The 23,471-nt window shown below is 63.4% G+C and carries 1 protein-coding gene (running past one end of the window); it reads right to left on the bottom strand.

Features of this window, described 5'->3' with window-relative positions; all coding sequences use genetic code 11:
* Positions 1 to 23,471: the 5' portion of a non-ribosomal peptide synthase/polyketide synthase gene (locus tag ACZ89R_RS02110; RefSeq protein WP_429546876.1), read on the bottom strand. The gene continues 7,483 nt to the left of window position 1, outside the view; only the first 23,471 of its 30,954 coding nucleotides appear in the window; its start codon is at positions 23,469 to 23,471; its stop codon lies beyond the left edge, outside the window.

Here is a 23,471-nt window from a genome sequence, read left to right as displayed (position 1 = left end):
TGCGCGGGACGTGGCCGGTCAGTGGGCAACGTCAACAGCCCCGGTGCACCGGCGAGTGCCTGCTGCCAGTAGCTCTCCTGTTGTTGTAACACCTCGCCCGTGAGCCAGCAGCGTTGCCAAATGGCATAGTCGGCATACTGAACCGGCAAGGCCGGCAGCGGATCTTCCTGCCCTTGGCGGAACGCCTCATACAGCACGCCCAGCTCACGTGTCAGAACGTCAGCGGACCAGCCATCCGACACGATGTGGTGCATGGTCACCAGCAACACATGATCGTCATCGGCCATGCGAACCAGTCGGCCACGCACCAGCGGACCGCGCACCAGATCGAAGGCTTCGCGAGCCTCCTCCTCGGCCATGATCAGCAGTTCAGCTTCCGCGTCCGGGTGGTCGGCCAGTACGTGCAGTTGCAGCATGAACCCTATATCGACGGAGGCAATGCGTTGCTCGGCCTCCTCCCCTTGTTCCTGCACAAAGGTGGTACGCAGGACTTCATGACGGGCCACGATACGATCCAGCGCACGGGTGAGCGCGATGGCATCCAGCTCGCCACGCAGACGCAGGCCCGTGGGAATGTGATATGCCGCGCTGCCGCCTTCCAGTTGCGCCAGGAACCACAGACGCTGTTGGGCAAATGACAGCGGCAAGGCCTGCTCGCGCGACACCGGCACAATGTGCGGCTGGGTGCTGCGTGCCGCCCGAGAAAGAACCTGCGCCAGCGCACTCAGATCGGGATGTGCAAAGACATCGTTCAGGCTCAACTCCACGCCCAGGTGCTCACGCACCTGCGAGATCAAACGCATGACCAGCAATGAATGCCCGCCCAACTCAAAGAAGTGGTCGTGACGCCCCACCGATTCGATTTTGAGCAAGGCCTGCCAGATCTGCGCCAGTGCGATTTCGGTGGCTCCTTGCGGCGCTTCGCGGGTGCGGCTGGCATAGGCCTCGGCGTCCGGTGCCGGCAGCGCCTGACGGTCGAGTTTGCGATTGGGTGTCAGCGGCAACGCTGTCAGGCTGACGAACGCACTGGGCAGCATGTATTCGGCCAACAGGGTCGACAGCTGCGTGCGCAAGGCCGCCGCGTTCAGGGTTACTTCTTTCTGCGGCACCACGTAGGCCACCAGACGTTTGTCGCCCGGGGTGTCTTCGCGCACGATCACCGCCGCCTCCTTGACCCCGGCGCAGTGGCCCAGCTTCGCTTCGATCTCGCCCAGTTCGATACGGAAACCCCGTACCTTGACCTGGAAGTCGTTGCGGCCCAGGTATTCGAGGCGCCCGTCCGGGCGATAGCGCGCCAGGTCGCCGGTCTTGTACATACGGCCATCGGGCTGCTCGCTGAACGGGTCGGCGAGGAACCGTTCGGCGCTGATCCCGTCGAGGTTCAGGTAACCGCGAGCGACGCCGTCGCCGCCGATGAAAATCTCGCCCGTCACCCCGAACGGCACCGGCTGGCGGTGCGCATCGAGCAGGTAGATGCGGGTGTTGGCCATCGGCGTGCCGATGCTGGCAATGCCACTGGCGTCATGATTGGCGTCGTGCGTCACGTAGGCCGCAGTACAAGACACCGTCGCCTCGGTCGGGCCATAAGTGTTGATCAGTTGCGTGTGCGCCGGGCGTACCTCATCCCACATTTGAAGCTTGTGCGTCGACAAGGCATCGCCAGTGACGTTGATCAGACGCACGTCGCGCAAGTGTTCCCGGGCCAGCGCCGGTGTGTAGTGCCATTCGGCGGCCAAGGTGTGCCAGTGCGCCGCCGTCAAGTGCAGGAACGTCGGCCGGATGTCGGCGTCGTGTGGCGTGCCGACGGTACCGAAGATATGCCGGCTGGGCATCAGAGTGGCGCCGGCGATCAGCGCCGGGAAGATCTCTTCCACCGACAGGTCGAAGTTCAGGGTGTTCTGTTGCAGCACCGTGTCGGCCGGTGTCAGGCCGAACAGGCGGACCGCGTCGACGCTGTAATTGACCAGGCCGCGGTGTTCGATCATCACCCCTTTGGGGGTGCCGGTCGAACCCGAGGTGTAGATCACGTAGGCCAGGTGACGCACGCCCAGGGACGCAATGACCGGGTTGTCCTCGCGGCCGACGGTGACGCCGCTGCGCACGCGTTCCGAGTGATCGAGCAGCACCCTTGGCGCCGCCAGTGTTGGCAGACGATCTTGCAGCGCGCGCTGGGTCAGCACCACCACCGGGCTACTGTCAGCGAGCATGTAGGCCAGCCGTTCGGTCGGGTACGCCGGGTCGAGCGGCACATAACCGCCGCCAGCCTTGAGGATCGCCAGCAGGCCGACCAGCATTTCGGCACCACGCTCGACACAGATCGCTACCCGATCGTCCGGGCGGATACCCAGCCCAATCAGATGGTGCGCCAACTGGTTGGCCTGGCGGTTCAGCTCGGCATAACTCATGCGCTCACCCTCGAACACCACCGCGATGGCATCCGGCCTGACGGCGACTTGCGCTTCGAACAACTGGTGGATCGTCTGTTCGTGGGGATACGCCGCCTGCGTGGCATTGAGGCCCACCAGCAAGCGTTGAAGCTCGACCTCGTCAAGCAGTGCAATCCGCTCGACCTGGGCCTGGTCGTCGGCCACCATCGCCCGCAGCAGCCGCTCGAAATAACCGAGAAAACGCTGCACCGTGGCCTCGTCGAACAACGCCGTGGCGTATTCCAGAGTGCCAAGCATTTGCCCCTGCACCTCGCCCAGTTCCAGCGACAAGTCGAACTTGGCGACGCTGTTCGTCACGCCCAGGCCTTCGAGTTTCAGATCGCCCAGCACCATTTCGGCGCTGTCCAGGTTCTGCCACGACAGCATGGCCTGGAACAGCGGGCTGTGGGCCAGGCTGCGTACTGGCTTGAGCACTTCCACCACTTGCTCGAACGGCAGGTCCTGATGCGCCTGCGCCCCAAGGGTCTGGGTCTTGACCCGCGCCAGCAAGGCTTCGACGTTTGGCGCGCCCGAGACATCAACGCGCACCGCCAGGGTGTTGACGAAGAAGCCGATCAACCCTTCGACTTCCGAACACATGCGATTGGCCACGGGTGAACCAATCACCACTTCGTCCTGGCCCGAGAGTCGGCTCAATAACGCCGCCCAGCCGGCCATCAGCGTCATGTACAGCGTGGTGCCGTGGCGTTGGCTCAGGGCTTTGAGGTCCGCGGTCAGGCCTGCATCGAAGACCACCGACAGCGCGGCCCCGGCGTAGTCCTGCTGTGCCGGGCGCACCCGGTCGGTCGGTAGCATCAACAGCGCCGGCGCCTCGACCAGGGTTTGCCGCCAGTAGGTGCTCTGGGTTTCCAGCACCTCGCCGCTCAACCAGCGGCGTTGCCACACTGCGTAGTCGGCGTATTGCACCGTCAGCGCCGGCAGTGGATCGTCCAGGCCATGACGGTAAGCCTCATACAGCGCCGCCAGTTCCCCGGTGAGGACGCCAATCGACCAGCCGTCCGAGACGATGTGGTGCATGGTCACCAGCAACACATGGTCCTGGGGATTCAGACGGATCAGTCGACCCCGGATCAATGGGCCATGTTCCAGGTCGAAGGTGTCTGTCGCTTCCTGAGCGGCCAATACGTTCAATTCACGTTCGGCGTCGACCTGATCGGACAGATCGTGCTGAAGCAGGGTGAAACCGATGTTGGCGGGTGCAATACGTTGCCGCGCTTCCTGACCTTGGTCTTGCACGAAGGTGGTGCGCAGAGCCTCGTGGCGGGCGACGATGCGATCCAGTGCGCGCTGCAGGGCGATGCTGTCCAGGGTGCCGCACAAGCGCAAGCCGGCGGGCATGTGGTAGGCCGCGCTGGCGCCTTCCATCTGCGCCAGAAACCACAGGCGCTGTTGGGCAAACGACATCGGCAAGTCTTCATCGCGGGAGACCGTGACGATCTCCGGCAAGGCGCTTCGACTCGCCCCGGCCACGGCTTGTGCCAGTGCTGCAAGCTCGGGATGAGCGAACAGTTCGGTCAGGCTCAATTCCACGCCCAGGCGCAGACGCACCTGGGAAATCAATTGAATCGCCAGCAACGAGTGGCCGCCCAGTTCGAAGAACTGGTCATGGCGACCGACCTGTGGCAGACCGAGCAGGGTCTGCCATATCTGCGCCAGGGTGATTTCGACCTCGCCTTGCGGGGCTTCGTAACCACGGGTGATCAGCGCATCGAGGTCCGGTGCCGGCAGTGCCTTGCGGTCAAGTTTGCCGTTGGGGGTCAGCGGCAGTGCGTCGAGTCGCACGTAGGCGACGGGCACCATGTAGTCGGGTAACTGCGTTTGCAGGTGCGCGCGCAGGGCTTCAGGGTCCAGCGCAACACCCGGTGTCTGTGGCGTGTAATACGCCACCAGACGCTTCTCGCCCGGGATGTCTTCGCGGGCCAGGACCACGGCTTCCTTCACCGCCTCGTGTTGCGCGAGTTTGGCTTCGATCTCGCCCAGTTCGATACGGAAACCACGGATCTTCACCTGATCGTCATTACGCCCCAGGTATTCGATATTGCCGTCCGGCCGGTAACGACCGAGGTCGCCCGTGCGGTACATGCGCACATGCGGGACGCAGCTGAACGGATCGCGGAGAAAACGCTCGGCGGTGAGGTCGTCGCGATTGAGGTAACCCCGCGCCACGCCCGCACCGCCGATGTAGATTTCCCCCGGCACGCCCAGCGGCACCGGTTGTCCGTGCTCATCCAGCAAATAGAACTGGGTGTTGGCCACCGGTTTGCCGATGTGTGCGGCGAAGCCGTCTTCACGGGCCATCGATACCCAGCTCGAGTAGGTCGTGGTTTCCGAGGGGCCGTAGAGGTTGCACAGGCGCTTGACGTTGGTCTGCTGGAACAGGCTGTCCACCAGGCTGCGCTTGAGCGCTTCGCCGGCGACGTTGACCGTGTCGACACCATCGCTCAGCCCGCCGGATTCCAGCAGCGCCTTGAGCGCCGAGGGCACGGTGTTGATCAGGCTGATGTCGTGCTCGCCTTGTTGCAGTTCCAGCACATTGCTCACCACCTCGATGCGGCCACCGCAGGTCAGCGGCGCGAAGCATTCGTACACCGCCAGGTCGAAGTTCAGCGAGGTGGAGAACAGGGTTTTCGCCAGGGTTGCTGCATCGAACGAACGGTGCGCCCAGGTGAGGAAGTTCACCGTGTTGCGGTGTTCGATCATCACGCCCTTGGGCAAACCGGTGGAACCGGAGGTGTAGATCAGGTAGGCCAGGTGCGATGAGGTCAGCCCCTCGATCTCCAGATTCAAGACGGATTCGTCCTGCCAGACATCGCTGTCGAGGTCGATCACCGGCACCGATGTCTCGGCCAGCAAGCCACGCGTGGCCGCTTGCGCCAGGATCGCCGTCGGGGCGCTGTCCGCCAGCATGTAGGCAATCCGGTCGGCCGGATAAGCCGGATCCAGCGGCACATAACCGCCACCGGCCTTGAGAATCGCCAGCAATCCCACGACCATATCAACGCCGCGTTCGACGCAGATCACCACCCGCGAATCCGGCTGTACGCCCTGCTTGCGCAGGTAATGCGCCAACCGGTTGGCGCGTTCATTCAGCTCGCGATAGCTCAGGCACTGTTTGCCATGCAGCATCGCCGCAGCGTCCGGCGTGCGTTGCACCTGGGCCTCGAACAGCCCGTGGATGGTCTGTTCCTGCGGGTAATCCGCTTCGGTGGCGTTGAACGTCACCAGCAACTGTTCACGTTCCGCTGCCGGCACAATCGACAACTCACGCAATGACGCGTCAGGCGCCTGTTCCAGCGCCTCCACCAGGGTTTCCAGCGCCGTGTGCATGTAATCGCAGACACGTCGGGCGCCGACCTCGACCACGGCCTGCGCCGTGAGCATGAAGTCCTCGCCAAGGTCGTCCACATTCAGGCACAGCGGGTAGTTGGTGCGCTCTTCCATGCTCAGCGTGTGAATCCCGTGCCAGGCCGAGACTGCCTGGTCGGATGCGGTTTCAGCTGCGCTGTGCCGGTAATTCAACAAGGTGCTGAACAGTGGCAGCGAGGCCGGCACACCACTGCAACGCTGGGCCAGGGACAACGAGGCATGCTCGTGCCCCAACAAGGCCGATAGCCGCGCATGGGTCGCCCTGACCCCGGCGCGCGCCCCTTGCGCACCCACGCTGATGCGCAACGGCAAAGTATTGATGAACATCCCCAGCGCACGGTCGGCCCCTTCGCCGCCTTGCATCCGGCCCATCAGTACGGTGCCGAATACCACTTCTTCGCGGCCCGACACACGGCCGACCACTTGTGCCCAGGCCAGATGGACCAGACTTGCCGCGCTGACACCGAGCTGACGCGCCTGCGCGCGCAGGCGTTGGCCGAGCTTGACCGCCACACGTTGTTGCACTTCCTCGACACCACTGCCGTCGCCCTGCACATCCTGCAGACCGAAGGGCAGCGTCGGCTCATCGATATCACCGAGCATGTCGCGGAAAAACGCTTCGTGTTGCTCACGACTCACGCCCAACCGCGCCTGCGCCACGTGGTTACGGTACGGCACGGCGGGAGCAAGCTGCTCCGCCTGGCCCAACAGGCTGGCCTGCATTTCGTGCACCACGACTTCAAGGGCGGTGTGGTCCAGCGCCATGTGGTGGAACAACAAGATGCCGACCCAACGCTGATTCGCCGTGTCTTGTGCATAGGCCATCCGCATCAACGGTGCCTGAGCGATATCCAGACGGTAATGACGCGGATCGAAACGATGGTGCAGTTGCCGCACGACATCGCCCGCCGCCGGATCCGTCTCGATTTCCTCAAGCGCCAACGTCGCATGGCGCCATACCACTTGCACGGGTGCGTCCAGGCCTTGCCACACTATGCTGGTGCGCAGGATATCGTTACGTGATACCACGCTCTGCAAGGCATGGGTGAAGGCTTCCACCCGTTCACGACTGTCAAAGCCGAACAACACCTGCAGCACGTACGGGTCACCCTGCGTCGCTGCAAGGTGATGGTAAAGAATGCCTTCCTGCAACGGCGCCAGCGCATAGATATCCTGCACATTGACAACCCCGCCCGGTACCGTCGAGACGATCCGGTCGATGGCGTTCTGATCCAGATCGGCCAGCGGCAACATGTCCGGAGTGATTCGCGTGCAGCCGTGCGGGATGGCGTTGACCGGTACCACGATTTCAGCACCGCCGCCGACTGCGGCGGCCAGCGCCGCCAGTGTGGGCTGGCCGAACAAGACGCGTACATCGGCGCTCAGCTCGACCTGACGCATGCGCTCGATCAGCTTCACCGCCAGCAGCGAGTGGCCACCCAGTTCAAAGAAATTGTCATGTCGACCGACCTGCTCGACCTTCAGCAAGTCCTGCCAGATCCGGGCGATGGCAGTCTCGACCTCGCCTTGCGGGGCTTCGTATTCACGGCTCGCTACCGACGATTGGTCCGGCGCCGGCAGTGCCTTGCGGTCGAGCTTGCCGTTGGCAGTCAGCGGGAACGTTTCAAGCACCACGAACGCGCTTGGCACCATGTACTCGGCCAGCGAGCCCAGCAGTTGAACGCGCAGGTCGGCGGCCGACAGTTGCGCGCCTTCTTCGGCAATCACATAGGCCACCAGACGCTTGTCGCCCGGTTCGTCTTCCCGAGCGATCACCACGGCTTCACGCACACTTTCACAAGCCGTCAGCTTCGCCTCGATCTCGCCCAGCTCGATGCGAAAACCACGGATCTTCACTTGCTCGTCGTTACGACCGAGGTATTCGAGTTCACCGTTCTCCAGCCAGCGGCCGAGGTCACCGGTCCTGTATAACCGTGCCTCCGCACGCCCGCTGAAGGTGTCGGTAATAAAGCGCTCCCGGTTCAGTTCGGGACGATTCAGGTAACCCCGGGCCACACCCGCGCCGCCCACATACATTTCACCGACCACACCCACCGGCACCGGCTCACGCTGGGCGTCCAGCACATACAGTTGCAGATCGGGAATGCGCCCACCGATCGGACACACGCCTAGCTGCGCATCGGCCGCTTGCAGCGCACGATAAGTCACATGCACCGTCGTTTCGGTGATGCCGTACATGTTGACCAGTTGCGTCTGCGCATTGGCCTCACGGGCATACCAGGGTTTGAGCATCCCGGTCTCCAGCGCTTCACCGCCGAAGATCACCTGTCGCAGGTTGTGACTCAGGTCGCTTTCGCCCTGGGCCGCAATCAACTGGCGGAAGGCGCTCGGCGTCTGGTTGAGGACAGTGACACCAGCCTCACAGAACAGCGCGTAGCAGTCTTGCGGCGAACGGCTGACCAGCTGCGGCACCACCAGCAAGCGGCCGCCGTGGGTCAGCGCGCCCCAGATTTCCCAGACCGAGAAATCGAAAGCGAAGGAATGGAACAACGCCCACACGTCTTGCGGGTTGAAGTCGAACCAGGGCTGCGTCGCCGAAAACAGCCGTGCGACGTTGCGGTGCTCGACCATCACGCCCTTGGGCAGGCCGGTCGAACCCGAGGTGTAGATCACGTAGGCCAGATGACTGGAGTCCAGACCTGGCACTTGCGGGTTGGCAACGGATTGGCTGTGCAACGCATCGCTGTCGAGGTCGATAACTCGCACCGACTCTTCGGCCAACCGCTCCCGTGTGGCGGCGTGCACCAATATCACTACGGGCGTGCTGTCCTCAAGCATGTAGGCGATGCGTTCTGGCGGATAGACCGGATCAAGCGGCACATAGCCTGCGCCGGACTTCAGGATCCCCAGCAGGCCGACAATCATGTTCAGGCCGCGCTCGACACAGATCGCCACCCGATCATCCGGACAAACCCCAAGGGCCAACAGACGATGGGCGACCTGATTGGCACGGGCGTTGAGTGCGCCGTAGGTCAGTGTCCGGTCCTCATACACCACGGCCACCGCGTCAGGTTGCGCCGCTGCCCGGGCTTCGAACTGTCGATGGATCAACGCGTCGTGGGCATACACCGCGTCCGTGCTGTTCCAGGTCTCGATCAACTGCCGGCGCTCGGCCTGTGGCAGGATTTTCAACCCATGCAACGGTGCTTGCGGCGCTTGCTCCAGCGCCTCCACCAGATGTTCCAGGACGCTCTGCATATAGCCGCAAACGCGCCCGGCCCCTATCGGTGCCTGAGCCATGACGGTCAGGTTGAAACCTTCACCCAGGTCATCCACCGACAACGTCAGCGGGTAGTTGGTGCGCTCTTCGCCCTCCAGCGCCTGGATACCTTCCCAGGCGGCAAGCGCTTCGTTCGACACCGTCGGCGTACCGAGATGGCGGTAGTTGAGCAGCGCACTGAACAGCGGCGTCGGCGCGGCCACACCGCTGCAACGCTGCGCCAGCACCAGAGAAGCATGCTCGTGGCCGAGCAATGCGGTCAGCCGCGCATGAGTCGCCTTGACCCCGGCGCGCACACTTTGCGCCCCCACGTTCACGCGCAGAGGCAAGGTGTTGATGAACATGCCCAGCGCACGGTCAGCTCCTGCGCCGCCCTGCATCCGCCCCAGCAATACGGTGCCGAAGACCACATCGTCCTGGCCCGACACGCGACCCAGCACCTGGGCCCATGCCAAGTGATACACGCTTGCCGCGCTCACCCCGAGCTGACGGGCCTGGGCCCGCAGACGCTTGCTCAGTAGCGCATCGACCCCTTGTCGAACTTCTTCGATGCCGTGCCCCTCGCCCTGCACATCCTGCAAGCCGAAGGGCAACGTCGGCTCGGCGACATCACCGAGCATGTCGCGGAAAAACACTTCGTGTTCCTCACGGCTGACACCCAGCCGTGCCTGGGCCACATAGTTGCGATACGGCACCGAAGCCGCCAGATGCTGCGCCTGCCCCAACATGTGCGCTTCGATTTCCGCGGTGAGCATGCCCAGCGAGGTGGCATCGTCGACCATGTGATGGAACAGCAGCATGCCGACCCAGCGATTGTTCGCCACGTCTTCGGCATAGCCGATACGCATCATCGGCGCCTGGCGAATGTCCAGGCGGTAATGGCGCGGATCAAGGCGTTCGCGCAATTGCTGCGCGATATCGCCCGCCGAAGGGTCCAGTACCAGCTCATCAAGCCCGAGCTGCGCCTCGCGCCAAACCACTTGCACCGGTTCGTCCAGGTTTTCCCAGACCACCCCGGTGCGCAGAATATCGTGTCTCGACACCACGTCTTGCAACGCCTTGGCGAACGTTTCCAACCGTGCGCGACTGTCAAAGGCAAACGTTGCATATTGCAGGTACGGGTCACCTTTGGCCGCCGCGAGGTGGTGATACAAAATCCCTTCCTGCAGCGGCGCCAAAGCGTAGATGTCCTGCACATTGGCAACCCCGCCCGGTACCGTTGCGACGATCCGGTCGATGGCGTTCTGATCCAGATCAGCCAGCGGCAACATGTCCGGAGTGATTCGCGTGCAGCCGTCCGGGATGGCGTTGACCGGCACTACGATTTCGCTACCACCGCCCACCGCAGCAGCCAGCGCCGCCAGCGTCGGCTGACCAAACAACACGCGCACATCGGCGGCCAGGTCGACCTGACGCATGCGCTCGATCAACTTCACCGCCAACAACGAGTGGCCGCCCAGTTCAAAGAAGTGATCATGGCGGCCAACCTGCTCGATCTTCAGCAAGTCCTGCCAGATCCGGGCGATGGCGGTTTCGACCTCACCTTGCGGGGCTTCGTATTCACGGGTCACCACTGACGACTGGTCCGGCACCGGCAACGCCTTGCGGTCGAGCTTGCCATTGGTGGTCAGCGGGAATGTGCTCAGCATCACGAATGCACTGGGCACCATGTACTCGGCCAGCGAGCCCAGCAGTTGGGTGCGCAGGTCGGCAACCGACAGTTGCTCGCCGTCTTCGGCAATCACATAGGCCACCAGGCGCTGGTCGCCCGGCGTGTCCTGGCGTGCCATTACCACGGCCTCACGCACACCGTTGCACGCGGCCAGTTTCGCCTCGATCTCGCCCAGTTCGATACGGAAACCACGAATCTTCACCTGGTCGTCATTGCGCCCCAGGTATTCGATGCTGCCGTCCGCCAGCCAACGCCCGAGGTCACCGGTCTTGTACATCCGGGCGCTCGGGTCCGGGCTGAATGGATTGTTCAGGAAACGCTCTGCGGTCAACTCGTCGCGGTTCAAATAGCCACGGGTGACACCCGCGCCGCCCACATACATTTCACCGACTACACCCACCGGCACCGGCTCACGCTGGGCATCCAGCACATACAGTTGCAGATCGGGAATGCGCTTGCCGATCGGACTGACACCGGCCAATTGTGCATCGACCGCCTCCAGCGCACGGTAGGTCACGTGTACCGTCGTTTCGGTGATGCCGTACATGTTGACCAGTTGCGTCTGCGCGTTTACCTCACGGGCATACCAGGGTTTGAGCATCCCGGTCTCCAGCGCTTCACCGCCGAAGATCACCTGCCGCAGGCTGTGGCTCAGGTCGCTTTCGCCCTGGGCCGCAATCAACTGGCGGAAGGCGCTCGGCGTCTGGTTGAGAATGGTCACTCCGGCCTCACACAACAGTGCGTAGCAGTATTGCGGCGAACGACTGACCAGTTGCGGGACCACCAGCAAGCGGCCGCCATGGATCAGCGCACCCCAGATTTCCCAGACCGAGAAATCGAAAGCAAAGGAATGGAACAACGCCCACACGTCTTGCGGGTTGAAATCGAACCAGGGCTGCGTCGCCGAAAACAGCCGCGCGACATTGCGGTGCTCGACCATCACGCCCTTGGGCAGGCCGGTCGAGCCCGAGGTGTAAATCACGTAGGCCAGATGGCTGGCGTTCAGTCCCGGCACGTCGGGGTTGTGCTGAGGTTGTGAGCTGATTTCGTCGGCTTCGAGCGGGTCGAGCGCTATCATCGGCACTATCAATGGCGGCAGGTTGTCACGTAACTGCAACTGAGTCACAAGCGCGACAGGGCTGCTGTCATGCAGCATGTAAGCGATACGCTCCGCCGGATAGGCCGGGTCCAGCGGCACATAGCCTGCACCGGACTTCAGGATCCCCAGCAGGCCGATGATCATGTCCAGGCCACGCTCGACACAGATCGCCACCCGATCATCCGGGCAAACCCCAAGGGCCACCAGGCGGTGCGCCACCTGGTTGGCACGGGCGTTGAGTGCGCCGTAGGTCAGTGTCCGGTCCTCATATACCACGGCCACCGCGTCAGGTTGCGTCGCTGCCCGGGCTTCGAACTGTCGATGGATCAAGTCATCGTGGGCATACACCGCGTCCGTGCTGTTCCAAGTCTCGAGCAACTGCAGACGCTCGGCCTGTGGCAGGATCGTCAACGCTTGCAGCGGGGTTTGCGGTGCTTGCTCCAGCGCCATGACCAGGTTGTCCAGCGCTACCTGCATATAGGCGCAAATGCGCTCCGCACCGATCGGCGTGGCGACCAGGGCGGTGAGATAAAAGCCTTCACCCAAGTCGTCCACATTGAGTGTCAGCGGGTAATTGGTTCGTTCGTCGCCGCCCAGCGCCTCGATGCCTTCCCACGCTGACAGAGCGTCCTGCGTGACTTCTCCTGCACTGTGCCGATAATTGAGCAAGGCGCTGAACAGCGGCGTCGGCGCCGTCACACCACTGCAGCGCTGCGCCAGAGCCAGTGAGGCGTGCTCATGGCCGAGCAAGGCGGTCAACCGTGCATGGGTGGCTTTGACCCCGGCACGCACGCCTTGGGTGCCAACGTCGACCCGCAACGGCAAGGTATTGATGAACATCCCCAAGGCCCGGTCGGCACCGTCGCCGGATTGCAGGCGGCCTAACAGCACGGTGCCGAACACCACGTCCTGCTTGCCGGAAACCTTGCCCAGCACCTGGGCCCATGCCAGGTGCACCAGGCTTGCGGCGCTAACCCCCAGCTGACGCGCCTGGGCCCGCAGGCGCTTGGACAGCACAAGATCGACAGGCTGGCGGACTTCATCGATACCATGCCCGTCGCCCTGTACATCCTGCAGGCCGAAGGGCAGTGTTGGCTCGTCGACATCGCCGAGCATCTCGCAGAAAAACGCCTCGTGATCGTCTGCACTCAGACCGAGTCGTGCCTGTGCCACATAATTGCGGTACGGCATCGCTTCGCCCAGTTGCTCGCCCTGCCCCAGCAGCTGCATTTGCATTTCATGCTGCATCACTTCCAGTGCGGTATGGTCCAGCGCCATGTGGTGGAACAGCAATATCGCCACCCAGCGCTCCTGGGCCACGTCGTGTGCGTAAGCGAGGTGCAGAAGCGGCGCATGTCGCAGGTCCAGGCGGTAATGCCGAGCGTCAAACCGGGTGCCCAGTTGCGTCGCGATATCACCGGCCGTGATGTCCGGAACAATACACTCCGGTTCCAGCACAACCTCGCGCCAGACCACTTGAACCGGCTCGTCGAGTCCTTCCCAAACCACACTGGTGCGCAAAATGTCGTGGCGATCGATCACCACCTGCAGCGCCAGAACGAACGCGTCGAGGCGTTCACGGCTGTCAAAGGCAAACTGCGTCTGCAACACATACGGATCGCCCTGCTCGGCGGCAAGGTGGTGATAAAGGATGCCTTCCTGCAACGGCGCCAGCGGATAGATGTCCTGCACGTTGCGTGCGCCACCCGGTACCGTCGCCACGAGGCGGTCGATCGTCTCCTGGGTCAGGCTGGCCAGCGGCAGCATCTCCGGGGTGATGCGTTCGCAGTCCGAAGGAATCAGGTTCGCCGGAACGTTCACTTCCCTGCCGCTGCCGACGGCCGCCGCCAGCGCGGCCAGGGTCGGCTGGCTGAACAGCACTCGCACGTCGGCGCTCAAACCCGCCTGACGCATGCGTTCGATCAACGTGACCGCCAGCAACGAATGGCCGCCCAGTTCGAAGAAGTGATCGTGGCGGCCGACCCGATCGACCTTGAGCACCTCGGCCCAAAACTGTGCCAGTACTTGCTCGACTTCACCCTGAGGGGCTGCGTATTCGCGACTGGCGTAGGCTTCGGCGTCGGGCGCAGGGAGTGCACGACGGTCCAGCTTGCCGTTGGCGGTCAGCGGGAACGTATCCAGCACCACGAAAGCACTCGGCACCATGTACTCGGCCAGCGATGCGGCCAATTCGGTGCGCAAATCCTGCACCGACAAGGTGATGCCCTGCCGAGGGATCACATAGCCGACCAGGCGTTTTGCCCCGGGCTCGTCCTGTCGCGCCAGCACCACGGCGTCTTGCACGCCCGCGCACTGGCCCAACCGGGCTTCGATCTCGCCCAACTCGATACGGAAACCACGGATCTTCACCTGATCGTCGTTGCGGCCCAGGTAGTCGATAGAGCCGTCCGCCAGCCAGCGCGCCAGGTCGCCAGTGCGATACAGCAAGGCCTGCGGGTCGGCGTTGAACGGGTCGCTCACAAACTTCTCGACGGTCAACCCGGGACGGTTCAGATACCCCTTGGCCACGCCGTCGCCACCGATGTACAGCTCGCCCGCCACGCCCATTGGTACGGGTTGCAAGTAAGCGTCCAGCACGTAGACCCGGGTGTTGCCGATCGGGCGACCGATCGGAATGCTGCCCTCGCCCACGGCCTTGATCTCATGCGTCGTGGTGAAGGTGGTCGCCTCTGTCGGGCCGTAACCGTTGAGCAGGTGGGCTGGCGCGCCCTCTTGCAGCACCCGGCTGATCACTGCGGGATCGAGCACATCGCCACCGACGATCAGGTAGCGCAACTGGCCGAACACGGTCATCAGGCCCGAGGCGTATTGATGGAACAAGCCTGCGGTCATCCACAGCACGCTGATCGACTGCTCGAGCAACAGCGTGCGAAAACGCTCTTGCGACAACAGTACGTCCTGCTCGACCACCACCACGCAACCGCCGTTGAGCAACGGTGCCCAGACGTCGAGGGTGCTGGCGTCGAACGCCGGGTTCGAAGCAAAGGCTACCCGGTCCTGCGCGTTGAACTCCGCGTAACCGTTGTTGATCACCAACCGGCTCACGGCCCGGTGCGGAACCAACACGCCTTTCGGCGTACCGGTGGAGCCCGAGGTGTACATGACGTAAGCGACCGACTCGGCGCTCTGCACCAAGGCCAGATCATCGGCCGCTTCAGCATCCAACGCTAGGGTGTCGAGGTCCACGCGCAGGGTGTCTTCAGGTGCGGTGCTGGTACTCAGTGTCAGCACGACCCGCGCCCCACTGTCCTGCACCATAAAGTCCTGACGTTCGAGCGGCGCGTTGACATCCAGCGGCACGTAGGCAGCGGCACATTTGAGGATTGCCAACTGACTGACCAGCAGCTCGAGCGAGCGCTCCAGCAGCATCGCCACGCGATCGCCCGGCTGTACGCCGAGACCGATCAAGTGACGGGCCAGACGATTGGCTCTGCTGTTCAGCTCGACGTAGGTCAGGCCGTGCCCGTTGTGCGCGGCCGCCGGTGCATCCGGGCTCGCCTGGGCCTGTGCTTCGAACAGCGCATGAACGGTTTTGTCCTGCGGATAGCGACGTGTGGTGGCGTTGAAATCCATCAGCAGTTGCCGACGCTCGGCGGACGGTAGAATCGATACACTGTGCAGCGGCGTCTGTGGCGCCTGCTCCAGCGCCTCGACCAGATGCTCCAATGCAGTATTCATATAGGCGCAGATGCGTTGCGCACCGATCTGCGGCAAGGCCAGCGCCGTCAGGCTGAAGCCTTCGCCAAGATCGTCCACCGACAGCGTCAGCGGATAGTTGGTGCGTTCTTCATTGCTCAGGGTTTCAATACCTTCCCAGGCCACCAATGCTTCGCCCGAGGCGATATTCGCGGCGCTGTGCCGATAATTGAGCAAGGCGCTGAACAACGGTAACGGCGCGGTCACGCCGCTGCAGCGTTGAGCCAATGCCAGCGACGCATGTTCGTGGCCCAGCAACCCGGTCAACCGGGCATGGGTGGCCTTCACGCCGCTGCGCACGCCTTGTTCACCCAAGCTCACCCGTAGCGGCAGCGTGTTGATAAACATGCCCAGCGCACGTTCGGCACCTTCGCCGCCTTGCAGACGGCCCATCAGCACGGTACCGAACACCACATCTTGCTTGCCCGAAACACCGCCCACTACCTGCGCCCAGGCCAGATGGTGCAAGCTTGCCGCGCTCACGCCCAACTGGCGGGCCTGCGCCCGCAGACGGCGACTGAGGTCGGCGGCGATATCCAGCCGGGCTTCCTCGATGTGGCTTCCGTCACCTTGTACATCCTGTAGACCGAACGGCAGCGTCGGCTCGTCGATGTCACCGAGCATCTCGCGAAAGAACGCTTCGTGCTCCTCACGGCTGACGCCCAATCGTGCCTGCGCCACGTAGTTGCGGTACGGCAGGGCTTCGCCGAGTTGACTTTCCTGGCCCAACAGATGCGCCTGCATCTCGTGCTGCACCACTTCCAGCGCCATATGGTCGAGTGCCATGTGATGGAACAGCAACATCGCCACCCAACACTGGTTGGGTGCGTCATGGGCGAACGCGATGCGCATCAGCGGCGCCTGGTGCATATCCAGACGGTAATGCAGCGTGTCGAATCGCTCGCGCAACTGCTCGGCGATATCGCCGGCGCCGGCTATCAGCGCAACCTCTTCCACCGCCAATTGCGCCTTGCGCCAAACCACCTGCACCGGCTCGTCCAGGCCTTCCCACACCACCGAGGTGCGCAAGATGTCATGGCGGTCGATCACGCCCTGCAGGGCATGGGCGAACGCCTCCAGCCGCTCGCGATCCGAGACGGTGAACGTGGCCTGCAGCACATAGGGATCACCCGTTTGCGCAGCGATGTGGTGGTAGAGAATGCCCTCTTGCAATGGCGCCAATGGGTAGATGTCCTGCACGTTGCGTGCGCCACCCGGCACCGTCGCCATAATGCGGTCGATGGCTTGCTGGTCCAGATTGACCAGTGCCAGCATGTCCGGCGTGATGTGGGTGCACCCCAGAAGAATTGCGTTGGCCGGCACCACGACTTCATTGCCACCGCCGACCGCGGCAGCCAGTGCCGCCAGGGTCGGCTGGCCGAACAGCACGCGAATGTCCGCCGACAAACCGAGCTGGCGCATCCGCCCGATCAGGCTGACCGCCAGCAACGAATGCCCGCCCAGCTCGAAGAAGTGATCGTGACGACCGACGCGCTCGATCTTGAGCAGGTCTTGCCAGATCTGCGCCAGGGTGGTTTCGATTTCGCCTTGCGGGGCTTCGTAACCACGGGTGATCAGCGCATCTAAGTCCGGCACCGGCAGAGCCTTGCGGTCGAGTTTGCCGTTGGGGGTCAGCGGCAGTGCGTCGAGTCGCACGTAGGCGGCCGGCACCATGAACTCCGGCAATTGCGCTTGCAGGTGCGCGCGCAGGGTTTCGATATCTGCGGCCTCGTCCGCCGAATGCTGGGTGAAGTAAGCGACCAGCCGCTTCTCCCCCGGGATGTCTTCGCGAGCCAGGACCACGGCTTCCCTCACCGCCTCGTGTTGCGCGAGTTTGGCTTCGATCTCGCCCAGTTCGATGCGGAAACCACGGATCTTCACCTGATCGTCGTTGCGCCCCAGGTATTCGATATTGCCGTCCGGCCGGTAACGGCCGAGGTCGCCTGTTTTGTACATCCGGGCGTTCTGTTCGGTGCTGAACGGATCGCGAAGGAAACGCTCAGCGGTCAGATCGTCGCGATTGAGGTAACCCCGTGCCACCCCGGCACCGCCGATGTAGATTTCCCCCGGCACGCCCAGCGGCACTGGTTGCCCGTGTTCGTCCAGCAAATAGAGCTGGGTGTTGGCCACCGGTTTGCCGATGTGCGCGGCGAAGCCGTCTTCACGGGCCATCGATACCCAGCTTGAATAAGTCGTGGTTTCCGAGGGGCCATACAAATTGCACAGACGTTTGACGTTGGTCTGCTGGAACAGGCTGTCCACCAGGCTGCGCTTGAGCGCTTCGCCGGCGACGTTGACCGTGTCGACGCCATCGCTCAGCCCGCCGGATTCCAGCAGCGCCTTGAGCGCCGAGGGCACGGTGTTGATCAGGCTGATGTCGTGGGTGCCTTGTTGCAGTTCCAGCACATTGCTCACCACCTCGATGCGGCCACCGCAGGTCAGCGGCGCGAAGCATTCGTACACCGCCAGGTCGAAGTTCAGCGAGGTGGAGAACAGGGTTTTCGCCAGGGTTGCTGCATCGAACGAACGGTGCGCCCAAGTGAGGAAGTTCACCGTGTTGCGGTGCTCGATCATCACGCCCTTGGGCAAACCGGTGGAGCCGGAGGTGTAGATCAGGTAGGCCAGGTGCGATGAGGTCAGGTCGACAATGTCCGGATTCAAGACGGATTCGTCCTGCCAGATGCCGCTGTCGAGGTCGATCACCGGCACCGATGTCTCGGCCAGCAAGCCGCGCGTGGCCGTTTGCGCCAACACCGCCGCCGGGGCGCTGTCCGTCAGCATGTAGGCAATCCGGTCGGCCGGATAAACCGGATCCAGCGGCACATAACCGCCACCGGCCTTGAGAATCCCGAGCAACCCCACGACCATATCAACGCCGCGTTCGACGCAGATCGCCACCCGCGCATCCGGTTGTACGCCCTGCTTGCGCAGGTAATGCGCCAACCGGTTGGCGCGTTGATTCAGCTCGCGATAGCTCAGGCACTGTTTGCCATGCAGCACCGCCGCAGCGTCCGGCGTGCGTTGCACCTGGGCCTCGAACAGCCCGTGGATAGTCTGTTCCTGCGGGTAATCCGCTTCGGTGGCGTTGAACGTCACCAGCAACTGTTCACGTTCCGCTGCCGGCACAATCGGCAGACGATACAACGCCGCCTGAGGTGTCTGTTCCAGTGCTTGCACCAGCGTTTCCAGCGCCGTGTGCATGTAGGCGCAAACACGCTGCGCGCCCACCTGCGGTGCAACCAATACCGTCAGGCTAAAGCCGCTGCCCAGGTCATCGACGTTCAGCGTCAAGGGGTAGTTGGTGCGTTCTTCACCGCCAAGGACATCAATGCCGCGCCACGCCTCCAACGCTTGCGCCGAAGCCGCGCTCGTGGCGCTGTGTCTATAGTTGAGCAAGGCACTGAACAGCGGCAATGGCGCCGCCACTCCGCTGCAACGTTGGGCCAATGCCAGCGAGGCATGTTCGTGGCCGAGCAAGGCCGTCAGTCGTGCATGGGTCGTCTTGACCCCGGCGCGCACGCCTTGAAGGCCCACGTCCACCCGCAATGGCAAGGTGTTGATGAACATCCCCAGCGCGCGGTCAGCCCCCTCACCGCCCTGCATCCGGCCCATCAGCACGGTGCCGAACACCACCTCCTGCTTGCCGCAAACCTTGCCCAGCACTTGCGCCCATGCCAGGTGCACCAGGCTTGCGGCACTCACCCCCAGCTGACGCGCCTGGGCCCGCAGACGCAGGTCCAGCGGTGCTGCTACAGACTGGGTGTGTTCTTCAATGTCACGTCCATCGCCCTGCACATCCTGCAAACCGAACGGCAGCGTCGGCGCGTCAATATCGCCGAGCATGTCGCAAAAGAACGCCTCATGCTCCTCACGGCGGACGCCCAATCGTGCCTGCGCCACGTAGTTGCGATACGGCACGGCCTCGGACAGTTGCGCGGCCTCGCCCAACAGGTGCGCCTGCATCTCGTGCTGCACCACTTCCATGGCCGTGTGGTCCAGCGCCATGTGGTGAAACAACAGCGTCGCGACCAGCCGATGATTGGCATCGTCCTGCCCATAGGCCAGGCGCATCATCGGTGCCTGACTGACATCCAGACGGTGATGTCGCGGGTCAAAGCGATTGCGCAACTGCTCGGCGGCGTCACCTGCGGCGGGGTCGAGATCGACCGCTTCAAGGTGCAGTTTCGCCTCGCGCCAGACCACCTGCGCGGGTGATTCCAGCCCATCCCACACGATACCGGTGCGTAGAATGTCGTGGCGATCGATCACCACCTGCAGCGCCTGAACGAACGCGTCGAGGCGTTCACGGCTGTCAAAGGCAAACTGCGTCTGCAACACATACGGATCGCCCTGCTCGGCGGCAAGGTGGTGATAGAGGATGCCTTCCTGCAACGGCGCCAGTGGATAGATGTCCTGCACATTGCGTGTGCCACCCGGTACCGTCGCCACGAGGCGGTCGATCGTCTCCTGGGTCAGGCTGGCCAGCGGCAGCATGTCCGGGGTGATGCGTTCGCAGTCCGAAGGAATCAGGTTCGCCGGAACGTTCACTTCCCTGCCGCTGCCGACGGCCGCCGCCAGCGCGGCCAGGGTCGGTTGGCTGAACAGCACTCGCACGTCGGCGCTCAAACCCGCCTGACGCATGCGTTCGATCAACGTGACCGCCAGCAGCGAATGGCCGCCCAGTTCGAAGAAGTGATCGTGGCGGCCGACCCGATCAACCTTGAGCACCTCGGCCCATAGTTGCGCCAATGTCTGCTCGACCTTGCCCAGCGGCGCCTCATAGGCACGGCTGGCGTAGGCTTCGTCGTTCGGCACCGGCAGCGCACGACGGTCCAGCTTGCCGTTGGCGGTCAGCGAGAACGTATCCAGCACCACGAAAGCACTCGGCACCATGTACTCGGCCAACACGCTCGATAATTGCCCGCGCAGGTCATGCACCGACAAGGTGATGCCCTGCCGAGGGATCACATAGCCGACCAGGCGTTTTGCCCCGGGCTCGTCCTGTCGCGCCAGCACCACGGCGTCTTGCACGCCCGCGCACTGGCCCAACCGGGCTTCGATCTCGCCCAACTCGATACGGAAACCACGGATCTTCACCTGATCGTCGTTGCGGCCCAGGTAGTCGATAGAGCCGTCCGCCAGCCAGCGCGCCAGGTCGCCAGTGCGATACAGCAAGGCCTGCGGGTCGGCGTTGAACGGGTCGCTCACAAACTTCTCGACGGTCAACCCGGGACGGTTCAGATACCCCTTGGCCACGCCGTCGCCACCGATGTACAGCTCGCCCGCTACGCCCATTGGTACGGGTTGCAAGTAAGCGTCCAGCACGTAGACCCGGGTGTTGCCGATCGGGCGACCGATCGGAATGCTGCCCTCGCCCACGGCCTTGATCTCATGGGTGGTGGTGAAGGTGGTCGCCTCCGTCGGGCCGTAGCCGTTGAGCAGGTGGGCTGGCGCGCCCTCTTGCAGCACCCGGCTGATCACTGCGGGATCGAGCACATCGCCACCGACGATCAGGTAGCGCAACTGGCCGAACACGGTCATCAGGCCCGAGGCGTATTGATGGAACAAGCCTGCGGTCATCCACAGCACGCTGATCGATTGCTCAAGCAGCAGCATGCGAAAACGCTCTTGCGACAGCAGTACGTCCTGCTCGACCACCACCACGCACCCGCCGTTGAGTAACGGTGCCCAGACGTCGAGGGTGCTGGCGTCGAACGCCGGATTGGAGGCGAAGGCCACCCGGTCCTGCGCGTTGAGCTCGGCATAACCGTTGTTGATCACCAACCGGCTGATCGCCCGGTGCGGGACCAATACGCCTTTCGGCGTACCGGTGGAACCCGAGGTGTACATGACGTAAGCGACCGACTCGGCGCTCTGCACCAAGGCCAGATCATCGGCCGCTTCAGCATCCAACGCTAGGGTGTCGAGGTCCACACGCAGGGTGTCTTCAGGTGCGGTGCTGGTACTCAGTGTCAGCACGACCCGCGCCCCACTGTCCTGCACCATAAAGTCCTGACGTTCGAGCGGCGCGTTGACATCCAGCGGCACGTAGGCAGCGGCACATTTGAGGATTGCCAACTGACTGACCAACAGCTCGAGCGAGCGCTCCAGCAGCATCGCCACGCGATCGCCCGGCTGTACGCCGAGACCGATCAAGTGACGGGCCAGACGATTGGCCCTGCTGTTCAGCTCGGCGTAGGTCAGGCCGTGCCCGTTGTGCGCGGCCGCCGGTGCATCCGGGCTCGCCTGGGCCTGTGCTTCGAACAGCGCATGAACGGTTTTGTCCTGCGGATAGCGACGGGTGGTGGCGTTGAAATCCATCAGCAGTTGCCGACGCTCGGCGGACGACAGGATATCAAGCTGGGGCAGCAGCATTTCCGGTGTCTGCTCCAATGCCTGGACCAGGCTTTCAAGCGCCGTCAGCATGTAGTCGCCAATGCGCTGCGCGCCAATCTCGGACAGGGCCAGGACGCTCAGGCTGAAGCCTTCGCCCAAGTCATCCACCGATAAGGTCAGCGGGTAGTTGGTCCCCTCTGCGCCTCCCAGGGTGTGCAGACCATCCCACGCTTCAAGCGCTTGCGCCGTAGCGACCTGCGCCGTACCACTGTGGCGGTAGTTGAGCAGCGAACCAAACAGCGGCGTGGGCGCTGGCACACCGCTACAGCGCTGCGCTAATGCCAGTGATGCGTGCTCATGACCGAGCAAAGCCGTCAGGCCGGCGTGGGTGGTTTTTACCCCCTCGCGCACGCCCTGCCCGCTCAGTTTTACCCGCAGCGGCAGCGTGTTGATGAACATGCCCAACGCTCGGTCGGCACCGTCGCCGCCCTGCATCCGGCCCATCAGCACGGTGCCGAACACCACGTCTTGCTTGCCCGAAACACCGCCCACCACCCGCGCCCAGGCCAAGTGGTGCAGGCTTGCCGCGCTCACGCCCAACTGACGGGCTTGCGCGCGCAAACGCCGACTCAATGACGCCTCGACCGGCAGTTGTACTTCCTCGATCGCCGGTTCGCGTTTCGGCACCTCGGCAAAACCGAGTGGCAGTGTCGGCTCATCGACGTCGGCCAGCATCTCGCGGAAAAACGCTTCATGGGCGTCACCGCTGACGCCCAACCGGACCTGCGCCACGTAGTTGCGGTAAGGCACCGCTTCAGGCAAGGCGTCGGCCTGTCCGAGCAGGAACGCCTGCATCTCATGCTGCACCACTTCCAGCGCCGCATGGTCCAGCGCCATGTGATGGAACAGCAGAATCGCCACCCAACGATCGTTATCACGATCCTGCGCGCAAACCAGGCGCATCAGCGGCGCCTGCCGCACATCCAGACGGTGATGCTGCGTGTCGAAGCGTTGCTGCAATTGCCACTCGATGTCGCCGTCGACCGAGTCGAGCACCACTTCTTCCAACGCCAGCGTGGCCTCCTGCCAGACGACCTGCATCGGCTCGTCCAACCCTTCCCACACCACCGAAGTGCGCAGGATGTCGTGGCGATCGATCACCCCTTGCAGCGCCTGGGTAAAGTCATCCAGACGGGTCCGCCGATCCGCCCCGAACAGGGCCTGCAGCACATAGGGATCGCCCTGCTCGGCGGCGAGGTGATGGTAAAGAATGCCTTCTTGCAGCGGGGCCAGGGGATAGATGTCCTGCACATTGCCAGCGCCGCCGGGCACGCTGTCGATAATCCGGTCGATCTCTTCCTGAGTGAGGCTGGCCAGAGGCAGCATGTCCGGTGTGATGCGGAATGCCGGACTCAGCCAGTCGCCACCATTTCTCTGCACCAGATCGAGCAGTTCGTTCTTATGGACAACAAGACTGTCCAACAGCGCGCTGTCCAGTCCTTCGTCGTCGCCCAGGATCACAAGGTTGTCGTCGTCTTGCTGAAGACGGATCGGGTGCTTGGAAAGAGCTGCCATCAAATCGCTGAATTGCAT

The sequence above is a fragment of the Pseudomonas sp. TE3728 genome (assembly GCF_056279145.1).
This window is presented reverse-complemented; position numbering and strand designations above follow the sequence as displayed.